Source organism: Actinomadura vinacea (assembly GCF_039532545.1).
Taxonomy (GTDB): Bacteria; Actinomycetota; Actinomycetes; order Streptosporangiales; family Streptosporangiaceae; genus Spirillospora; species Spirillospora vinacea.
Window position 1 is genome coordinate 159,088 of the sequence record NZ_BAAARW010000026.1, and the last position, 19,330, is coordinate 178,417.

A 19,330-nucleotide genomic window follows, 5' to 3' on the forward strand; every position below is an offset into this window, starting at 1 on the left:
GCGGCGCGTACGCCGCCGAGCGCGTGCGGACGTGACCGTACAACGGGCGAACGGAACAGGCGGAACCGACGAAGCGGACGGAGCCCGGCGATCAGGTCTGGGTCTGCGCCGCCGCGCCGACGGTGACGGGCGGGACGGGCTCGGTGATGTGCCCGGCCTCGACCACGTCGGCGATCACGCCCGTGATGTTGTCCGGGCCGCCGCCCTCGCGGGCCAGCTCGATCAGCCGCTGCACCGCGCGCTGCGGATCGGCCTCGGCGACCAGCACCTCGTAGATCGTCTGCGCGTCCACGGGGCCGCTCAGCCCGTCCGAGCACAGCAGGTAGCGGTCGCCCAGCCGGGCCTCGCGCAGCCGCAGGTCGGGTTCGCGGTCCTCGCGGCCGTCCAGCACCCGGTACAGGACGTGCGACAGCCGCGACGCCTCGGCCGGGTCGGGGCCGGATCCGGCGCCCGACTGCTCGGCCTCGTGCTTGAGCAGCTCGTCCATGGTGTGGTCCTGGGTGATCTGGAACAGCTCGCCGTCACGCAGGAGGTAGCCGCGGGAGTCGCCGATGTGGGCGATCGCGACCGACGAACCGGCCCAGAGCATGGCGGTGAGCGTGGTGCCCATCCGGCTCAGGTCGGGGCGCTCCTCGCGGACGATGCGCAGCTTCTCGTTGGCCTCGCCGACGGCGCGTCCCAGGCACCCCGCCAGATCGTCGAACGGGGTGTCGGTGTCCAGCGAGCGCAGCGAGCCGATGACGGTGGAGCTGGCGACCTCGCCGCCCGCGTACCCGCCCATTCCGTCGGCGACCGCGATCAACCGCGCACCGGCATAACCCGAGTCCTCATTGTTCTCGCGGTTGCACCCGATGTCACTGCCTGCTGCGTATCTGATTGCTACGTTCATACCGATTTCGATGACGATCCTGTCAGAGGAGTTGTATCACTCGCCGGCCAGACCGTGGCGGACGGCGAACAGCGCCGCCTGCGTCCGGTCCTGCACTCCCAGTTTCATGAGCAGATTACTGACGTGGGTCTTCACGGTCTTCTCGGAGACCAGCAGGGCGCGGGCGATCTCCCGGTTGGACCTCCCCCGCGCGATCTGCACGAGCACCTCCTTCTCTCGTTCAGTCAGCACGGCCCGTTCTGCCGGCGCGGCCGGATCCGCCCGCACCATCGCCTCCGCCGCGTCCGGAGCGAAGAGGACATGCCCATCATGGACGGCCCTGATCGCCTGGACGAGCGCCTGCGGGTCGACATCCTTGTAGAGATACCCCGCCGCGCCCGCTTGTACGGCGGGCAGGACGTGTCCGCGTTCCGTCACGCTGGTGAGGACCAGGACCCGTGCCGTCACCCCACGAGCCCGCAGCTCCGTCAGCGCGGCCAAGCCGTCGGCGCCCGGCATCTTGAGGTCCATCAGCACGATATCGGGCCTGAGCGATTCGGCCAGCGACACGGCGGCCAGGCCGTCCTCCGCCTCGCCGACTACCTCAATGTCGTCCTGTATGCCCAGGAATGTCCGCAGGCCCTGCCGGACCACCGGATGGTCGTCGGCGATCAGCACCTTGATCACGGCGGCCTCCCCCGTGCGCTCGGCCGGAACCGCCCCAGCATGCCTCACAGCGGCACCTCCAGCCGTACGACCGTGCCGCACCCGGGCGCGGCGTCGATGGACAGGGCCGCGCCCACCGATTCGGCGCGGTCGCGCATGGACGCCAGGCCGAGCCCGCCGCCCTGCGACTCCGCCGCCGAGCCGTCGGCGGATCCGTTGACCGGCGGCTCGAATCCGGTGCCGTCGTCGGCGACCTCCAGCACCGCCGTTCCGCCCGTCGGCACCCCCGCCCGGACGCCCAGCCGGACCTCGACCGACCGGGCCGCGGCGTGCCGCAGCGCGTTGTGCAGCGCCTCCTGGGCGATCCGGAACAGCACCGCCTCCTGTTCCTCGGCCAGCGTGACGGCGTGGTCGGCGGTGAACCGCACCTCGGTCTCGTACGCGCGGTCGAGCACCTCCACGTGCTTGCGCAGCGAGGCGACGAGCCCGTCGGCCAGGTCGGCCGGGCGGAGCTCGAAGATCACGGCGCGCAGCTCGGCGAGGGCCTCGGCGGCGAGCCGTTCGACCTGCTCCAGCTCCCGCACCGCACGGGCGGGGTCGCGCTCGGCCAGCGCCGCCGCGGCCTGCGCGGTCAGCCGCAGCGAGAACAGCTTCTGCGCGACCGCGTCGTGCAGTTCCCGGGCGAGCCGGTTCCGCTCGGCCACCACGGTCAGCTCGCGGTTGTGCTCGTACAGCCGGGCGTTGGTCATGGCGATGGCGGCGTGCGCGGCGAAGAGCGTGAGCAGTTCCTGGTCCTCGGCGGTGAAGCCGCGCGGCCTGCCCTCGTGGCGGCGCCTGTTCGCCAGGAAGAGGATGCCGAGGACGTCCTCGCCGTCCCGGATCGGCACCCCGAGGAAGTCCTTCAGCACCGGATGCGCCACCGGCCAGCCCTCGAACTCCGGTTCGCGGCGGATGTCCTCCAGCCGCTTGGGGGCGTTGTCGCGCAGCATCGCGGCGAGCATGCCGTGCTGGCGGGGGAGCGGGCCGATGGCATCCCATTCCTCCTCGGAGACGCCCTCCACGACGAACTCGGCGAACGAGCCCTCCTCGTCCGGCACGCCCAGGGCGGCGTGGCGGGCGTCCAGCAGCCGCGCCGCGGCCCGCACGATCACCTGGAGGACCTCGTGCACCGAGAGGTGGCGGGTGACGGCGAGCACGGCGGAGCTGACCGCGCGCAGCGCGGCGTCGACCTCCCCGTCGGCGGCCGCGCCGCCGACGGAGGCCTCGTGCAGCCCGTGCCGGTCCATCCGGTGCCCCATCCCGCCGTTCCGGCCGACGGCGCGCGTCCACCCGGGGAATGCCCGGTACACGTCGTGACCAGAGTTCGTGATCGGTGTTCGTCATTCGTCGACGGGCGTGTCGCACCCATCTGAGAAAAACGTACTCCCCATACGGCGCCCACCGAATCAGCCTGGTGGCGTAGGTAATGCGCGGCGATGCCCTCCTACGGTCGGGGCCGCCCGCCAGACTCATCTCGCTCTGCCGGATTATTACCTTTTGCCGGGAATCATTTTGGGACTGCGCCGGAGGTCCTAGGACCAACGATCGAACGCACCCGGACCCGCTCGCCCGATGTGCCGCACCCCCGCGATTCCTAGCGTCGAAGGCATGACGGACATCGCAGACGACGCCGCCGTCGAGGGGGACGAGACCTGGGGCGGCTACGGGGCCACCAAGGCCGCGCTGGAGCAGCTGTCCCGCGTCCTGGCGGCCGAGGAGCCCGATCTCGGGGTCTGGTGGGCCGATCCGGGCGAGATGCGCACCGAGATGCTGCGCGCCGCCGGCGAGGACGTCGCCGCCGCCGCGCCGCCCGAAGAGGCCGCGGCGGCGCTGCACCGCCTGATCACCGGTCGCCGCCACCCCAGTGGCCGCTACCGGGCCGCCGATCTGGCGGACGAGCGATGAGCACCGCGACCGGCCCCGCGACACCCCCCACCGATCCCGCCTCGGAGGCATCGGAGCCCGTGCCAGAGGATCCGGCGGGGGTGCTCGGCCGCCGGTACCGCACCGCGACGCTCGGCGTCGTCCTGGTCGTCATGCTGATGGCCTTCGAGTCGATGGCGGTCACCACGGTCATGCCGGTGGTCGCCCGGGATCTGGACGGCCTGGCCCTGTACGCCTGGGGGTTCAGCGCGACGCTGATCGCGGGCGTCCCGGCGAACGTGCTGGCGGGCGGCTGGGTGGACCGTTCCGGTCCGACCCGGCCGATGCTGACCGGGCTGGCCGCGTTCGTGGCCGGGCTGGTGATCGCGGGTGTGGCCGCCGACATGTGGACCTTCGTGGCCGGACGGGCCGTTCAGGGGCTGGGCACAGGGATCGCGATGGTCGCCGTGTACGTGCTGATCGCCCGCGTCTACCCGGACCGGCTGCGCTCCCGGGTGTTCGCCGCGCTGTCGGCCGCCTGGGTGCTGCCGTCGCTGGTCGGCCCCGCGGTGGGCGGTGCGGCGGCCCAGCACCTGGGCTGGCGCTGGGTGTTCCTCGGCCTGGTCCCGCTGGTGGTCCCGCCGACGGTCATGCTGATCCCGGTGATGCGCGGCCTCCGCCGCTCCCGGCCGTCCGACGGCGCCGGGACGCGGGCGGGGCGGCGTTACCTGGGCGCGATCGCCGCCGCCGTGGGCGCCGCCGCGCTCCTGTACGGCCTCGACCACCCCGGCTGGGCGGTCGTCCCCCTGATCGCCGCGGGCCTGGCGGGGCTGGCCGCCGGGCTGCCGCCGCTGCTGCCCGCCGGGACGCTCCGGATGCGGCGCGGCCTGCCCAGCATCGTGCTGGTCAGGGGGCTGCTGTCGGGCGCGTTCCTCGGCATGGACGTGTTCATCCCGCTGGCGCTGACCTCGCTGCACGGCTTCAGCCCCACCAAGGCCGGGCTGGTCCTGACCGTCAGCGCGCTGGGCTGGACCGCGGCCTCGCAATTCCAGGGACGATCGAGCCGCCCCAGGGCGTTCTTCGTGCTGGTCGGCGCCGTGCTGCTCACCATGGGCATCGTCACCTCCACGCTCGTCCTGCAGGTCACGGGCTGGCCGTCCGCCCTCACCTGGACGATCGGCGGCGCCGGGATGGGCTTCGCGATCGGCAGCATCAGCGTTCTGCTACTGGACCTGTCGCCGGAGGAGGAGCAGGGCGCCAACTCCTCGGCGCTGCAGATCGCCGACACGCTCGGCGGGTCCCTGGTGGTCGGCGTCGCGGGGGCTCTGGTCACCGCGTTCGGCACCCACCGGCTCGCCCAGGCCCTGGGGGTGGCCGGGGCGCTCCTCGCAGCGATCGCCGTAGTCGGCATCATCGCGGCGCTCCGTTTGGAGGCTCGCGCAACCGGATTCGGCGCTCTTCGTACGCGCCTTGCACGGGGCGCACGCTCGGAAGGCTCATCATGAACGCCCCTGTCCCTCCTGGACACATCATCGATTTCACCCTCCCCAAGGCTCTGGAGGCCCACGAGCCCCCTGAAGCGCGTCCCGTCCAGTCCGGAGGTGGCCCGAAGGTCTTGCCGCTGCCAGAGGCGTCTGTGGGGCCTCGGCGCACGCGGGAGGATGTCAGGCTCCTGGTGGGACGGCGTAGCAGCGGAACAGTGAGCCATCACGCGTTCCGGGAACTGCCCGAACTGCTGCGCCCAGGGGACCTGCTCGTCGTCAACACCTCTGCCACGCTGCCCGCAGCCGTGCACCTGGACAAAATCGCCGTGCACTTCTCCACTCCCTCCCCAGAGGGGGACGATCGGGTGTGGCTGGTGGAGCTACGACTCCATACGGCAAAGGGCAGCGTCCCCTACCTCGGCGGCTCGCCCCAGGAGTGGATCCCCTTGCCGGGCAACGCCACCCTCACACTCTTGCGGCGCCAGACCGAACGGCTCTGGACGGCGCGGCTCTGCACCAGCGTCGTCCCGTACCTGCGCCGCTATGGCGTGCCCATCCGGTACGGATACGTGAACCGGAACTGGCCCGCTGCGGCGTACCAGACCGTCTTCGCCTACGACCAGAACGGCGACGCGGGAAGCGCGGAAATGCCCAGCGCCGCCCGTCCCTTCACCACCGACCTGGTGACCCGCCTGGTCTCACGAGGGGTGCTCATAGCGCCCATCACACTGCACACAGGAGTCGCCTCGCCTGAAGCCCACGAGCCCCCGTACGCCGAACGCTACGAAGTGCCGTCCACAACCGCCGCCCTAGTGGAACATGTGCGCGCCCGAGTCCCGAGGGGCCGCGTCATAGCCGTGGGCACCACCGCCGTACGGGCACTGGAAACCGCCGTTGACGCCGATGGTCACGTACAGGCGTCCAAGGGGTGGACCGAGCACATCGTGACCCCGCACCAGGACGGGAGAGTGCGAGTAGTGGACGGCCTTCTCACGGGCCTGCACGAGCCGAAGTCGTCCCACCTGATGATGCTCACCGCCATAGCGGGCCACGACCTTGTCAAGACCACCTACGAAGCCGCCTTGGCCGAACGTTACCTCTGGCACGAATTCGGAGATCTTAATCTCCTCGTTCCCTGACGGGCCCCTCACGCATACGCGCAGGCCATCGGCCGTACACGGAAACACCCCGCCGCAGGGGACTGCGCCGTCCGCATAGTGGACACGATGCGCAGTCCCTTGGCTCGGCCCGGTAGCGTTGTCAGAAGCATGGACGGGTCAGCACAGCGCACGCTGCTCATTACGCTCACCGGCCGCGACCGCCCCGGGGTGACATCGCGACTGTTCACGATGCTCTCGAAGTTCCCGCTCACGGTGGCGGACGTCGAGCAGGTCGTCATCCGCGGCCGGCTCGTCCTCGGCGTCCTGGTCACCTACTCCGAGGGCACCGACATCGGCCGGGTCTGGACCGCCGCGGAACGGGTGGCCACCGATCTCGACATGGAGATCGAGATGTCCACCGGCCGCGACAAGAGCATGCCGAGCCGCCGCGGCCGGCTGCACGTGACCGTCCTGGGCGCCCCGCTCCGCCCGGCCGCGATGGCCGGGATCGCGGGCCGGATCGCCGCCGGCGGCGCCAACATCGACCGCATCGAACGGCTCGCGCACTACCCCGTGACCTGCATCGAAATGGACGTCTCGGGCGCCGACCCGGAGGCGCTGCGGGCCGCGCTGGCGGTGGAGGCGGCCGAGCGGCAGGTCGATGTGGCCGTCCAGCAGAGCGGGCTGCACCGGCGCGCCAAGCGGCTGATCGTCATGGACGTCGACTCCACCCTCATCCAGGGCGAGGTCATCGAGCTGCTCGCCGGGCACGCCGGCTGCCTGGACGAGGTGGCCAAGGTCACCGAGGCCGCGATGCGCGGCGAACTGGACTTCGAGGGCTCGCTGCGGGAACGCGTCGCGCTGCTGGCCGGCCTGGACGCCGCCGCCATCGACGAGGTGCGCGGGCAGGTGCGGCTGGCCGCCGGCGCCCGCACGATGGTGCGCACCCTCAAGCGGCTCGACTACAAGTTCGCCATCGTCAGCGGCGGGTTCACCCAGGTCACCGACGTGCTGGTGAAGGACCTGGGGATCGACTACTCCGCGGCCAACACCCTGGAGATAGAGAACGGCAAGCTCACCGGGCGGATCGTCGGCCCGGTGATCGACCGGGCCGGGAAGGCCACCGCGCTGGAGCGGTTCGCCCGCGAGGCGGGGATCCCGATCAGCCAGACGGTCGCCATCGGCGATGGCGCCAACGACCTCGACATGCTCCAGGCGGCCGGGCTGGGCGTGGCCTACAACGCCAAGCCGGTGGTACGGCAGGCCGCGGACACCGCGGTCAACGTGCCCTACCTCGACACGATCCTGTTCCTGCTGGGCATCTCCCGGGACGAGATCGAAGCCGCCGACGCCGCCGACGCCGCCTCGTAAACCCCCGCGACCGCGAGAGGCCGGGCCCCCGCGGCCCGGCCGCGGTCCAGCGGCCCTGCCGCGCGCCCCGGACTATCGCGGACCCCCCGCACGGGTACATGCTGATCATCCGGACCGACAGAACACCAGGCCATGGGGGGCGATCAAGGGGTGCTGCGACGGGCGCGCGAAGCGTACGCCCGGGTAGAAGGGCGGACGACGCCCTTCTACGGGCTCGCGGCCGCCCTCGCGATGGCCCTGCCGCTGCTCGTCGGCACCCGCACCGGCCACGCCGCCCAGGGCGCGCTGATCGCGCTCGGCGCCTACCTGGTCGCGCTGCGCACCCCCGAGGGCCCCTACGGCGCCCGCGCCCGCAACCTCGCCAGCGCCGTGCTGGTGATCGCCGTCGGCGCGACCATCGGCGGCAACCTGAGCGGGCGCGACTGGATCTCGGTCATCGTGGTGCCGCCGATCGTCGCGCTCGGCAGCGCCGTCCCCTGGATCGGACCGACCGCAGGCCTCGCCGTGCTGCTGACGGCGATCCGCCCGCCCACCGGCGACGTCCTGTACGGCGGGTTCCTGGAACTGCTCGGCGGGCTGCTGACCACCGCGCTGCTACTGGCCCCCTGGCCGGCCCGCCGCCTCCGCCCGCTCCGCACGACGCTGGCCGAGGCCGCCGAGGCCGTCGCCGCCGCCCTGGACGCAGTCGCGGAGGACATCGGCACGCCCGACCCCGGCCCCCTGGAGGCCGTCGAGCTGACCGACCCCGGCCTCGCGTCGGTGGCCCGCAAACCCGACTGGGACGAACGCCGCCGCGCCGCCTCACAGGCCCTGACCGCGGCCCGCGCCACCTACGGCTTCTACCGTTCCGCCCGCGACCGCGAGGAGCCCACCCGCCCGGAACGGCTGATCGACGCCCTCGCCAGGATCATGCAGGAGACCGTCGCGCTGCGGGCGCTGGTCGAGGCCGCGCGCCGCCGCCCGCCGGACCGCGACTGGGAGCAGGAGGCCCGGATCGCGATCGCGGCGCTGGCCGCCCGGGTGCGGCTGGTCGCGGGCGCGATCGAGGCGACCGGCAAGGCGCCGCTGGGCACCCTGGAGTCCGCCGCGATCCGCCGGTTCGGACGGCAGAGCGAAATGATCAGGCGGGCCGGGCTGGCCGGCGACGAGGACCTGGTCGCCGTCGCGCTGATCGTGCAGATCCGGCGCTCGGTCGAACGGATCGCCGGCAGTGTCAACACCGCCCGGCGGCTCGCGGCCGGCGGCGTCCGGATCGGCTTCGGCCCGCCCCGCCCGCTGCTGGACGGCGCGGGCCCGACCGGCTCCTGGCAGCGGCTGAAGCGGGCCGTGCGATCCCGCTCCCCCGGATTCCGCGAGGTCGCCAGGGTCACGCTCATCGCGACGGTGGCCATGCTCGTGGCCACCGTGCTGGATCTGCCGCACGGCCAGTGGATGACGATCACCGCCATGTTCAGCCTGCGCGGCACCTACGGCCAGACGCTCGACCGGGTCGTCCAGCGGGTGGGCGGCACCGCCGTCGGATCGGTCATCGCTGCGCTGCTGCTCACCCTGGCCCCGGACCAGTCCGCCACCGCCATCATCATCTTCGTGTTCGGCCTGGTCAGCTTCACGCTGCGCGCGGTGAACTTCGCCTACTGGGAGCTGTTCAACACGGTGACGGCGCTGATGCTGCTGGGCTTCTCCACACAGTCGACCTGGGTGGACGCAGGCGAGCGCATCGGCCTCACCCTCGCGGGCGGGCTGCTGGCCTTCCTCGCCGTACGGCTGCTGTGGCCGACCGGCCATGTCGAACGGCTGCCGGTCCAGCTGGACCGGCTCCTGACCGTCCACGCCGACCTCGCGCGCTCGGTCACCGCCGTGGTGGAGGGCCAGGAGGAACGGGTCCCGCACGAGAAGCTGGTGGCCGCCGAACGGGCCGCCGAGTCGCTCACCGAGACCCGCACCCGGCTCGCCCACGAGCGCCTCCCCGACGACGAGCTGATCGCCCGTCTGGACGCCGCCGCCGACGCCGCCCACCGCGTCCGCGACCACCTCATCGCGATCGGCCGGATGACCCGCGAACAGGAGGTCGACGCCGGGCCGCTGCCGGAGATCCTGGAACGCCTGGCCGACCGTTTGGAAGAGGCGGCCGACACCTTGGACGAACCCGAACGCCTGGACGAGGCCCCCGCCGACGCCCCGTCCCCCGACGAACGGCTGGACGAGGAGTTCTCCAACCTGGACACCCACCTGTCGGCCCTGGCACGACGCCGCCGCGAAGAGGTCGAGCAAGGGGTGAGCGCCGACGAGTACACCCCGCTACGCCACGCCCTTCTCCAGTCCTCCGGCACGCGCTACGCCGTCCGCTCCCTACGCGCCGACACCGAAACCCTCATAGAGAACGCCCGGGCCACCCTGCCGCCAAGAACCGAACCCGAGCCCGTCTAGCTAGTGTCCCTTGGGGGTGTGGTAGGAGGCCAGGTCGCCCACGCCGGGTCGGATGTCGCTCCACTCCCCGGGGACATCGATCACGGCCAGCGCGCACGTCGGGAAGGTCTCCGGCGCGTCCCCGGTCAGGTCGTCCACGAACTGGTGCACCGACGGGTTGTGGCCGATGAGGAGGACCGTCCCGTTCTCGTCGCCGGCCTCCCGGACGAGGGTGAGCAGCGTGTCGGGGTCGTTGTCGTAGATCTGGGACTCGAACCGCACCTCATCCGTGGCCGGCGCGAGCCGCTCCAGCGTCTCCCGAGTCCGCACGGACGTCGAACACAGCACCAGGTCCGGTGTCAGGCCCTTGTGCCGCAACCACTTCCCGGCGGCCTTGGCATCGCGCCGCCCCCTGTCCGCGAGCGGACGGTCGATGTCGGCGAGCCCCAGCCCCGTGACGGCCTTGGCGTGGCGAAGAACGATGAGCGACGGCATGCCCGCCACCCTAGTCCGCCCCGCCGGACCCGCCGATCGGCAAACGAAGCCTTTGCGCGAACATCGCTCAGGGCGCGACCAAGGCCCCGATCCCCCACAGGATCAGCATGATCCCGAGCATTCCGCCCAGGATGATGGCAAAGCCCTTGGGCCCGGAAAGGGTGGACTTCCCGCCATCGCTCACAGCCATGTCTCCTACCCGCTCGAAGGGACGGTTCCTCGGATCAGCGTACGTCCGCCCCCGCCGAGCCCCGACACCGGTACTGGACATGCGGAAGGGGCCGGCGCGTCGCCGGCCCCTTCCAGTGAACGTCAGGCCTTGTTGGCCGAGGGCGCCTGACCCGAATCGGAGGACGCCTCGACGGCGCCCACGGACTCGGCCGGAGCGCCGGTCCGCGCGGCGGGCACCGCGTCGCCGGTGCCGCCCTTCACCGACGGCTCGGCGTCACCGCCGCCGAGCCCGCCGATCGGGTCGGCGCGCCGCTTGGAGACCACGATCGCGGCGACGACCACGCCCACCGCGGCCACGGTCACGCCGATCCGCAGCGGGACGTTCGCCGCGTACGTCACGACCGCGTCCGCGATCAGCAGCGCGACCAGGTTCATCACCTTGATCAGCGGGTTGATCGCGGGGCCTGCGGTGTCCTTGAACGGGTCGCCGACCGTGTCGCCGATCACCGTGGCCTCATGCGCCTCACTGCCCTTGCCGCCGAGGTTGCCCTCCTCGACGAGCTTCTTGGCGTTGTCCCAGGCGCCGCCGGAGTTGGACAGGAAGACCGCCATCAGCACCCCGGCCGCGATGGCCCCGCCGAGGAAGGCGCCCAGCGGCGCGTACCCCAGCGCGAAGCCGACCGCGATCGGGGTCATGATCGCCAGCAGGCCGGGCGTGGCCAGCTCGCGCTGCGCGTCCCGCGTGCAGATGTCGACGACCCGGTCGTAGTCGGGCTTCTCGGAGAAGTCCATGATCCCCGGCTTGGTGCGGAACTGCTCGCGCACCTCGACGACCACCCGGCCGGCCGCCCGGCCCACCGCCATGATCGCCAGCCCGGAGAACAGGAACACCACCGCGGCACCGACGATCAGCCCGATCAGCACGTTCGGGCTGTCGATCGACAGGCTGAAGGTGGCGAAGGTGCCGAGCGCGTCGCGGGCCTCGTTCGACGCGTCCGACAGCGCCGAGACGACCGTGGTGCGGAACGAGCCGAACAGCGCCGTCGCCGCCAGCACCGCCGTCGCGATCGCGATCCCCTTGGTGATCGCCTTGGTGGTGTTGCCGACCGCGTCCAGCCGCTCCAGCACCGCGGCGCCCTCGCCCTGCACGTCGCCCGACATCTCGGCGATGCCCTGGGCGTTGTCGGAGACCGGCCCGAAGGTGTCCATGGACACGATCACGCCGACCGTCGTGAGCAGACCGGTGCCGGCCATCGCCACCGCGAACAGCGCGACCGTGGTGTTGCCGAACCCGAGCAGGAACGCGCCGTACACCGCGCCGCCGATCACCAGCGCCGTGTAGACCGCCGACTCCAGGCCCAGCGAGATGCCCGAAAGGATCACCGTGGCCGGCCCGGTGCGGGCGCTGCCGGTGACCTCCTGCACGGGCTTGCGGTGGGTCTCGGTGAAGTAGCCGGTCAGCAGCTGGATCGCGCTGGCCAGCACGATCCCGATCAGCACCGCGCCGAACGCGACCACGCGCGGATCGGCGTCCAGGCCGCGGATCGCGTTGTCCGACACGCCGGTCAGCGCGCCGAACGACGAGGGCAGGTAGGCGAACGCCGCCACCGCCACCAGCACGGCGGAGATCGTCGCGGAGATGAAGAAGCCGCGGTTGATCGCCGACATCCCGGACCGGTCGCGGTCACGGGGCGCGACCGCGAAGATCCCGATCACCGCGGTGATCACACCGATCATCGGCACGATCAGCGGGAACACCAGACCCTCGGTACCGAACGCCGCGGTGCCCAGGATCAGCGCCGCGACCAGCATCACCGCGTACGACTCGAACAGGTCGGCCGCCATCCCGGCGCAGTCGCCCACGTTGTCGCCCACGTTGTCGGCGATGGTCGCGGCGTTGCGCGGGTCGTCCTCGGGGATGCCCTGCTCGACCTTGCCCACCAGGTCGGCGCCCACGTCCGCCGCCTTGGTGAAGATCCCGCCCCCGACCCGCATGAACATCGCCAGCAGCGCCGCGCCGAACCCGAAGCCCTCCAGCACCTTCGGCGCGTCCCCCTGGTAGGCCAGCACGACGACCGCCGCCCCGAACAGCCCCAGCCCCACGGTGAACATGCCGGCGACGCCGCCGGTTCGGAAGGCGATCCGCATCGCCCTCTTCTCGCCGCCCTCCTCGCGGGCCGCCGCGGCCACCCGGACGTTGCCGCGGACCGCCAGCCACATGCCGACGAACCCGGTGACCGCCGAGAACAGCGCGCCGACGATGAAGAACACCGAGCGCCCGATCCGTTCGCCGGTGGAGTCGGCGGGGAGCAGGAGCAGGACGAGCGGGATCAGGATCACGAAGATCGCGACCGTGCGGAACTGGCGTTGGAGATACGCGCTTGCGCCCTCTTGCACGGCCCGCGCGATGTTCTGCATCTTCTCGGTGCCCTGACCCGCGGCCAGTACCTCGCGTACCAGTCCGCCGGCGACGACCAGTGCCAACAGCGCGATCACGGCGACGACGACGACCAGTGAGAGGTCGCCGCCGCCGAGATCCACGTCTGCGCCGGCCGGGCTTGACAGGGAAAGCCCAGACATCCGTCCTCCTCGACAGGGGCGTTGCGATCTCGACCGTCTATGGACGATCTTTACCGCGTACCCACGCGGGTGGCGCTTTAGACGCCCGCACGGCAACGCGGGTTCGGGGAGTCTACGCAGGCAGACTGCGAAAGAGAAGACTTACCTTGCTTTAGTCGAGGAGTCAGGGAAGCGCAATCCCCGGTACGTCAGAATTTGCCCTAGAACCTGCCACCCATCGGATCACCGCAGGTGGCACCGGGTGCACCCCTCCGCGAATTCGATCTTGAAACTTGACCGCCCACACCACAGACGAGTCGCCCCTCCCTCACCACCCAGATACCTACCAACACAAATACCAATTACATTCGGACCAATATTCACCACCCTTTCAAGATCGTCGCAAAGAACATTCCATACCCCCCTCACCACTCCACCCCCACCCCCCGAAAACGAAGCGAGCACCCTCCAGGAGGCGCACAACAGAGCCACACCCACCTCAACCAGCACGACCAGCGCGGCGCAGCACCGGCCAGGCTCAGGCACCACCAAAGGCGGGCGGATCCGCCCCCAGCAGAACGAGGCACGAGCATCGCCGGACAAGACGCTGCCGCTGTCACGCACCACCAGAGCCAGGCGCCACCGGAGGCAAGCACCACCAAAGCCAAACACCACCGGGGTTGCGGACGCCGCCAGAGACAAGCACTGCCCGGGGTGGACGGCGTCGGGGGGAGGTGGCGTAGGGGGTGGGGGGTCAGGACGGCCCTGTCACGTCCTGCTCAGGTCCACGGGATGGGCCTGCCACGTCCCAACCCAGGTCCAGCGGCCGGGCCTCTCGGGGCGGAAAATGAGTTGCGGGACGGCTGGGCGGAATGTTTCGCTAGTAAGACATGGCAACCCACCATGTACCCGAGCCCCGGCCAGCCACGAACCTCGCTGACCACATCAGCCTCTACTGCGCGGCCTACGGCACGTCCGCTGAGGGACTTGACTCCCTCTACGAGGATCAGGCGCTCCTCGTGCCCCGTCCAGGCCACCCCGTCACCGGCACGGAACGCCTCGCGGCCCATCGCCACATGATCAGCATGGGGACGGCCCTGGAGGCGCAGGCTCGCCACACCTACGTTGTGGACGACATCGCGCTCCTGATCGTCGACTGGACGATGAAGGGCACCGCCCCCGACGGCCAAGACTTCCACTACCAAGGCACGGCGGCCGACGTGGCGCGCAAGGGCCAGGACGGCCGCTGGCGCTACGTCATAGACAACCCATTCGGCACAGCGGCCCTCTAGGCGGCTTAGGAACGTCCACGTCGAAGGGGGGAGGCTCCTAAGGCGTCTCCCCTCCCCGTGCAGTTTCTGCACTGGGCGCGTCACACGTCCGGCCGACGTCACGCTTGCAGGACGACGGGTACCGACCAACCCCACGCCGCTGAGTCGGGCCTGAACCACCCGCACGGCATCTGCCGGGGTTCGTGCATGCCCGATCGGCTTCTTGAGCCCCTGACGGCCTGTGAGACGCCAGAAGCGGAGCCCTCGGGCAACGGGACATAGCCCTTCAGGCGTTGTGGCGTAGCCCCCTGACGTCATGGCACGGGCGCACCATCCCGATCCTGGGTCAGACGCCGAACGGACCGCAGAAAAAGGCTCGCGGCCACCTCAGGGGTGGCCGCGAGCCTCATGTCGTCTTCAGTTCTCCCGGTCGGGGTCCGGGGTCCGGCGTCCGGTCAGGTGGACGGGGGGTTCCCTTCGGCCGGCCAGCTCATCCGGATCTGCATGCCCTTGGGGCCGGATGAGAAGTCCACGTCGTCGGCGAGGCTGGCGATCACGGCCAGGCCCAGCTCGGCGGTGTCATCGCCCCACATCCGTTCCATCACCTCGTCCGGCCCGCTCACCTCCGGCAGCCCGCTCACCTCGGGCGGCCCGCCCGTCTCCGCAAGGCCGCCTGCGGCGTCCTCGGCGGAAACGGCATCGCTGACCACGACCTCGAACCGGCCGTGCGCACTGCTCAACTCCAGCCGCACGGGCTCGTCCGGGCAGCGGCGGCGATGCGCCTCCACGGCCCTGGAGCACGCTTCGCCGACCGCCAGCCGCACCTCGTCCAGGAGGGCCTCGGCCACGCCGCTGCGGCGCGCCACCGCCGTGACGATCAGCCGGGCCGTCCGGACGTGCACCGGCAGCGCACTGAAAGAGAGTTCAACGGTCGCCATATTCCGCGGGCCGCTACTTGGCGCCCTTACGCTTCTCCTCGGCCTCCGCGATCGAGTCATGGATGCCGAAGACCTTGGTCAGTCCGGTGATACGGAAGATCTTGAGGATGCGCTCCTGGGTGCAGACGAGCTCCAGGGAGCCGTCGTGCGCGCGGACCCGCTTGAGCCCGCCCACCAGGACGCCAAGGCCGGTGGAGTCGAGGAACTCGACCTTCTCCATGTCAACGAGCAAGTGGAACTTGCCCTTGTTGACCAGATCGATGAGCTTCTCCCTAAGCTTCGGCGCCGTGTAGACGTCGATCTCGCCCTCCACGGTGATGACCGTGAGGCCATCTTCGGTGGTGCGGTCGTTCACCTTCAGGTCCACAGATCCTCCAGCGCCCTACAGCTCACTGTGCTATCGGAGCCGTCGTCCCCGCTGGACAACCGCCCGCGGTGACGCGACTCCGCCCGTGATTCAACCACGCTCCGGCGTCGCTTACGCAGATAATCGCCCACACAGGCGAAACTTCGCGCCATCCCGCTGACCTGCCGATCCGCTGGTCGGGGCGGGGGGTACGCAGCCGACGGCGCCGGGGCGTTCCACTTGTTCTGCCCATGCTGGCAGACTGAAAACCTGATGGCCGCCCAAAGATCTTCTTCTCCCCTGGACCGGCTGCTCGCCGATCCCACGCGCCGCGACAGGATCACTCATGTAGAGAGCGTTCCCGCACGTCAGGGGCGTCGTGCGGGGTGGCCCGCCTGGGCGCCCGAGCTGCTGGTGCAGCGGCTGGGCGCGGCCGGGATCGAGGCGCCCTGGACGCATCAGGCGGCCGCGGCCGAGCACGCCCACGACGGCCGTTCTGTGATCATTGCCACGGGCACGGCATCAGGGAAATCGCTGGCCTACCTGCTGCCGTCGGTCGCCGCGATCTATGAGGAGGACGAGCGCCGCGAGGGCACTGTGCTCTATCTCGCTCCGACGAAGGCTCTCGCAGCGGACCAGCTGCGTGCGCTACGGGCACTGCGGCTGACCCGTGTGCGCGCGGCGACGTACGACGGAGACACCCCGCGAGACGAGCGCGCCTGGGTGAGGCAGCACGCCAACTACGTCCTGACCAACCCCGACATGCTGCACCGCTCGATCCTGCCCAGCCATGCACGATGGACGTCTTTCCTACGGCGGCTGCGGTACGTCGTTATAGACGAGGCACACGGCTACAGGGGAGTGTTCGGCTCGCACGTGGCCCAGGTACTGCGCAGGCTCCGAAGGGTCTGCGCCCGTTACGGCGCCGAGCCCACCTTCATCCTTGCCTCGGCCACCACATCGGAACCAGCCGCCACCGCCTCACGCCTCACCGGCGTGGACGTGGTCGCGGTACATGACGACGCTTCACCGCGCGGCCCTGCGACGTTCGCGCTATGGGAGCCGCCCCTGACAGAGCTGCGCGGCGAGCGCGGGGCGCCCGTCCGCCGTACGGCGACGGCCGAAGCGGGTGATCTGCTCGCCGACCTTGTGGTGGAGGACGTGCAGACCTTGGCTTTCGTACGGTCCCGCCGCGGCGCCGAGTCGGTCGCCCTCGGCGCCAAGCGCGCGCTACACGAAGCCGCCCCCGAACTGGCCGGCCAGGTCGCGGCCTACCGGGCGGGCTACCTGCCCGAAGAACGACGTGCCCTGGAAGAATCCCTGCGTTCGCGCTCGATCATCGGCCTGGCCAGCACCAACGCCCTTGAGCTAGGAGTGGACGTCTCGGGCCTGGACGCCGTTGTCGTCTGCGGCTGGCCAGGGACACGCGCCTCCCTATGGCAGCAAGCAGGCCGGGCAGGCCGTTCGGGCCAGGCGGCACTCGCAGTCCTGGTCGCCAGGGACGACCCCCTCGACACCTTCCTCGTCCACCACCCGGAGGCCATTTTCGGCACGCCGGTAGAGGCGACCGTCCTCGACCCTGACAACCCCTACGTCCTCGAGCCCCACCTCTGTGCCGCGGCCTCCGAGATACCGCTCACCGAGGCCGACATAGAGCTGTTCGGCCCGTCCACAACGGACCTCCTGCCAGACCTCGTCCGCCGGGGCTTCCTCCGCCGCCGCCCCGCCGGCTGGTACTGGACGCGCCGCGACAAGGCCGCCGACCTCGCCGACATACGCGGCGCCGGTGGTACCCCCATCCAGGTCGTGGAGGCCACGACAGGCCGCCTGCTGGGCACCGTCGACGAAGCCTCGGCCCACACTCACGTCCACGAAGGGGCCGTCTACATCCACCAGGGCGAGTCGTACCTCGTCCAAACCCTGGACCTGGACGACTCCGTTGCCTTGGTCGAGTCCGCCGCCCCCGACTACTCGACCACCGCCCGCGACATCACCGACATCAGAATCGTCGAACAACTCCGCTCCACCGCCTGGGGCGAAGCAATGCTTTGCTACGGCACGGTCGAGGTGACCCGGCAGGTCGTCGCCTACCAGATGCGACGCCTCCAGACGGGCGAGATGCTGGGCGAGAAGCCCCTGGAACTGCCTCCCCGTACCCTCCGCACCCGAGCCGTATGGTGGACGCTCTCCGAAGAGCAGATCGAAGGGCTCGGCGACCTCGACCTGGCCGGCTCGGCCCACGCCGCCGAACACGCCTCAATCGGCTTGCTCCCCCTGTTCGCCACCTGCGACCGCTGGGACATCGGCGGGGTCTCTACGGCCGTCCACCCCGACACGGGCCTGCTCACCGTCTTCGTGTACGACGGCCATGAGGGAGGAGCAGGCTTCGCAGAACGCGGCTACGTCGACGCCGTCGAATGGCTCCGCGCCACTAGCGACGTCATCGCCGCCTGCGAATGCGAATCGGGCTGCCCGTCCTGTATCCAGTCCCCGAAGTGCGGTAACGGCAACGATCCTCTGGACAAGCAGGGCGCCCTGGTGCTCCTGGCCGAACTCCTCCACCAAGCCCCCGACCTCTAACTTGAGATCGCCTCGCAACGCACCGGGCACCTGGCGACGCAACCACGTCCACAACCGCCCCTGAGTTCTAGAGGCCGTCGCGACACCTGGCCTGTCGGGGAAGAGTCGACCCGCGCCGCTCACGACCAAACGTGATCAATACCTTCGCCTCATGGCGCAGGGGTGAGCAACTCGGCCGCGCTGCGACGCGCAGGTCGCGTGGTGCGCGAGCGGACCCGCCGTGTCGCGGGCGGGCATCCGCCCGCGACGTGGGCGTCAACCGCGGACGGAAGCTGGGCACGCGCCACGGCGATGCGTGGGACGGGCCAGCGGTCGGCCAGCACGAGGGCGGGCATCGACCTGAATCCGGCCGTGGTGGTCGCCGCCGACGGAACCGGCAGCGATTTGGCCGCCGAGGCTTCACCGTCGCCCCACCGCAGCGTGATCCGGCGGGTGACCGGCTGGATGGTCTGGCCGCCCGGGTGGTGGACCGCGTCCGCGCCGGCGGGCCCAGGTGCCCACTCGATGTCGCGGCTACCTGAAGAGCGACATCGCTCCGGCGCCGCTGCTCAACGAACGCTGGACGTCGCCACCGGACGCGCGAATTCCGCAAGCTGGGCAGCTCTACGGAAAGCCGGGCACGAACCCTCGTCATGTTCTCGGCGGTCGACAGCCGAACCAGGCCGCCGACTCCTCCCGATGCGAGGTGCGTTCCTGGACGACCTAGCTCGAAGACTGCAGAGGCGCGTTGCGGCGAGCCTGCGCCAGCTCACGCTGCAACTGCCGCTTCTCCAGCTCCAGCGTCTGCATCGACACCTCGTGCTCGTCCCGAAGCTCGCGCAGCTCGCGCCGGACCCCGATGGCCCGCTTGAAACCGAAGGTCGCGATGGTCATCCCCGCCATGAACACGATCGCCACGACCGCGCCGGCCATGAAGACCTGCCACTCGGACGTGATGCCGGGGACCTTGTCTCCGAAGGCGGTCAGCTCGACCGCTTCCGTGTTGTCCAGGACGACGGCCGCGCCGGTCACGATGGCGGCGACCGCGAGCACCAGCCCCAAGAAGATCATGCGGAGGGTCTCCTCTCCGAATCCTGGAGATCTTGGCTGGCAAGGGAGCCTAGACCCTCCCCGTTCAGAAAAACCACCCCATCCCCGAACAGCGCCCAGACGATCACGCAACGTTCACTCGGC

16 protein-coding genes are annotated in these 19,330 nt (G+C 70.7%); 7 read left to right on the top strand and 9 right to left on the bottom strand.

Translation table 11 applies throughout. The annotated features are described in order from the left end of the window. Positions 1 to 91: 91 nt before the first annotated feature. Genes ABD340_RS33810 through ABD340_RS33820 form a run of 3 tightly spaced genes read right to left on the bottom strand, consistent with a single transcriptional unit; the run spans position 92 to position 2,883 of the window. Positions 92 to 889: a PP2C family protein-serine/threonine phosphatase gene (locus tag ABD340_RS33810; RefSeq protein ID WP_344594572.1), complete on the bottom strand. Its 798-nt coding sequence runs from the start codon at positions 887 to 889 to the stop codon at positions 92 to 94. Positions 890 to 925: 36 nt separating this feature from the next. Continuing rightward, complete coding sequence (locus ABD340_RS33815; RefSeq protein ID WP_344594891.1) at positions 926 to 1,555, bottom strand: response regulator; 630 nt, start codon at positions 1,553 to 1,555, stop codon at positions 926 to 928. A gap of 44 nt (positions 1,556 to 1,599) precedes the next feature. Next, on the bottom strand, positions 1,600 to 2,883 hold the full coding sequence (locus ABD340_RS33820; protein ID WP_344594574.1) for a GAF domain-containing sensor histidine kinase: 1,284 nt from the start codon (positions 2,881 to 2,883) through the stop codon (positions 1,600 to 1,602). A 298-nt stretch (positions 2,884 to 3,181) separates the two neighbouring features. On the opposite strand from ABD340_RS33820, the gene ABD340_RS33825 reads away from it, so the two are divergent. From ABD340_RS33825 to ABD340_RS33845, 5 genes are all read left to right on the top strand, one after another. Next, a complete protein-coding gene (locus tag ABD340_RS33825; protein WP_344594575.1) occupies positions 3,182 to 3,478 on the top strand; it encodes a Rossmann-fold NAD(P)-binding domain-containing protein in 297 nt (98 codons plus the stop codon). Next, entirely contained in the window at positions 3,475 to 4,941 is a 1,467-nt protein-coding gene (locus tag ABD340_RS33830) for an MFS transporter (RefSeq protein ID WP_344594577.1), read from the top strand. Before ABD340_RS33825 ends, ABD340_RS33830 begins: the two co-directional genes overlap by 4 nt. Further along, positions 4,938 to 6,059 (top strand): S-adenosylmethionine:tRNA ribosyltransferase-isomerase, encoded by a 1,122-nt coding sequence (locus ABD340_RS33835; RefSeq protein WP_344594578.1) that lies wholly within the window; start codon positions 4,938 to 4,940, stop codon positions 6,057 to 6,059. The genes ABD340_RS33830 and ABD340_RS33835 overlap by 4 nt, the downstream gene beginning before the upstream one ends. Before the next feature lie 129 nt (positions 6,060 to 6,188). After that, complete coding sequence (serB, locus tag ABD340_RS33840; protein WP_344594580.1) at positions 6,189 to 7,391, top strand: phosphoserine phosphatase SerB; 1,203 nt, start codon at positions 6,189 to 6,191, stop codon at positions 7,389 to 7,391. Positions 7,392 to 7,523: 132 nt separating this feature from the next. Continuing rightward, positions 7,524 to 9,818: an FUSC family protein gene (locus ABD340_RS33845; RefSeq protein WP_344594582.1), complete on the top strand. Its 2,295-nt coding sequence runs from the start codon at positions 7,524 to 7,526 to the stop codon at positions 9,816 to 9,818. Here ABD340_RS33845 and ABD340_RS33850 read toward each other — a convergent pair whose 3' ends face one another. From ABD340_RS33850 to ABD340_RS33860, 3 genes are all read right to left on the bottom strand, one after another. Continuing rightward, positions 9,819 to 10,292 carry a SixA phosphatase family protein gene (locus tag ABD340_RS33850; RefSeq protein WP_344594583.1) on the bottom strand — a complete coding sequence of 158 codons (474 nt, stop codon included), beginning with the start codon at positions 10,290 to 10,292 and terminating at the stop codon, positions 9,819 to 9,821. It lies immediately after the preceding gene. A gap of 67 nt (positions 10,293 to 10,359) precedes the next feature. Continuing rightward, the gene (locus ABD340_RS33855) at positions 10,360 to 10,482 is read right to left on the bottom strand and encodes a hypothetical protein (RefSeq protein ID WP_344594584.1); all 123 of its coding nucleotides are present in this window, start codon (positions 10,480 to 10,482) and stop codon (positions 10,360 to 10,362) included. A 122-nt stretch (positions 10,483 to 10,604) separates the two neighbouring features. After that, positions 10,605 to 13,043, bottom strand: coding sequence for a sodium-translocating pyrophosphatase (locus ABD340_RS33860; protein WP_344594585.1), 2,439 nt, complete (start codon positions 13,041 to 13,043; stop codon positions 10,605 to 10,607). Between the two features lie 869 nt (positions 13,044 to 13,912). On the opposite strand from ABD340_RS33860, the gene ABD340_RS33865 reads away from it, so the two are divergent. Beyond that, complete coding sequence (locus ABD340_RS33865; protein ID WP_344594587.1) at positions 13,913 to 14,314, top strand: YybH family protein; 402 nt, start codon at positions 13,913 to 13,915, stop codon at positions 14,312 to 14,314. 434 nt (positions 14,315 to 14,748) lie between these two features. Here ABD340_RS33865 and ABD340_RS33870 read toward each other — a convergent pair whose 3' ends face one another. Together ABD340_RS33870 and ABD340_RS33875 are read right to left on the bottom strand one after the other, a co-directional pair. After that, positions 14,749 to 15,231 carry an ATP-binding protein gene (locus ABD340_RS33870; protein WP_344594589.1) on the bottom strand — a complete coding sequence of 161 codons (483 nt, stop codon included), beginning with the start codon at positions 15,229 to 15,231 and terminating at the stop codon, positions 14,749 to 14,751. 13 nt (positions 15,232 to 15,244) lie between these two features. Beyond that, positions 15,245 to 15,598: an STAS domain-containing protein gene (locus ABD340_RS33875; protein WP_344594590.1), complete on the bottom strand. Its 354-nt coding sequence runs from the start codon at positions 15,596 to 15,598 to the stop codon at positions 15,245 to 15,247. 252 nt (positions 15,599 to 15,850) lie between these two features. Here ABD340_RS33875 and ABD340_RS33880 point away from each other — a divergent pair, with 252 nt between their 5' ends. Continuing rightward, complete coding sequence (locus tag ABD340_RS33880; protein ID WP_344594591.1) at positions 15,851 to 18,157, top strand: DEAD/DEAH box helicase; 2,307 nt, start codon at positions 15,851 to 15,853, stop codon at positions 18,155 to 18,157. 702 nt (positions 18,158 to 18,859) lie between these two features. On the opposite strand, the gene ABD340_RS33885 is transcribed toward ABD340_RS33880, so the two are convergent. Further along, positions 18,860 to 19,207, bottom strand: a complete 348-nt coding sequence (locus ABD340_RS33885) for a hypothetical protein (protein ID WP_344594592.1) — start codon at positions 19,205 to 19,207, stop codon at positions 18,860 to 18,862. Positions 19,208 to 19,330 lie beyond the last annotated feature (123 nt).

Bases quoted from the DNA above. Each gene is read 5' to 3' on its own strand.
- ABD340_RS33810 (WP_344594572.1), bottom strand. From the start codon at position 889: ATGAACGTAGCAATCAGATACGCAGCAGGCAGTGACATCGGGTGCAAC.
- ABD340_RS33825 (WP_344594575.1), top strand. From the start codon at position 3,182: ATGACGGACATCGCAGACGACGCCGCCGTCGAGGGGGACGAGACCTGG.
- ABD340_RS33830 (WP_344594577.1), top strand. From the start codon at position 3,475: ATGAGCACCGCGACCGGCCCCGCGACACCCCCCACCGATCCCGCCTCG.
- ABD340_RS33835 (WP_344594578.1), top strand. From the start codon at position 4,938: ATGAACGCCCCTGTCCCTCCTGGACACATCATCGATTTCACCCTCCCC.
- serB (WP_344594580.1), top strand. From the start codon at position 6,189: ATGGACGGGTCAGCACAGCGCACGCTGCTCATTACGCTCACCGGCCGC.
- ABD340_RS33845 (WP_344594582.1), top strand. From the start codon at position 7,524: ATGGGGGGCGATCAAGGGGTGCTGCGACGGGCGCGCGAAGCGTACGCC.
- ABD340_RS33850 (WP_344594583.1), bottom strand. From the start codon at position 10,292: ATGCCGTCGCTCATCGTTCTTCGCCACGCCAAGGCCGTCACGGGGCTG.
- ABD340_RS33855 (WP_344594584.1), bottom strand. From the start codon at position 10,482: ATGGCTGTGAGCGATGGCGGGAAGTCCACCCTTTCCGGGCCCAAGGGC.
- ABD340_RS33860 (WP_344594585.1), bottom strand. From the start codon at position 13,043: ATGTCTGGGCTTTCCCTGTCAAGCCCGGCCGGCGCAGACGTGGATCTC.
- ABD340_RS33865 (WP_344594587.1), top strand. From the start codon at position 13,913: ATGGCAACCCACCATGTACCCGAGCCCCGGCCAGCCACGAACCTCGCT.
- ABD340_RS33870 (WP_344594589.1), bottom strand. From the start codon at position 15,231: ATGGCGACCGTTGAACTCTCTTTCAGTGCGCTGCCGGTGCACGTCCGG.
- ABD340_RS33880 (WP_344594591.1), top strand. From the start codon at position 15,851: ATGGCCGCCCAAAGATCTTCTTCTCCCCTGGACCGGCTGCTCGCCGAT.
- ABD340_RS33885 (WP_344594592.1), bottom strand. From the start codon at position 19,207: ATGATCTTCTTGGGGCTGGTGCTCGCGGTCGCCGCCATCGTGACCGGC.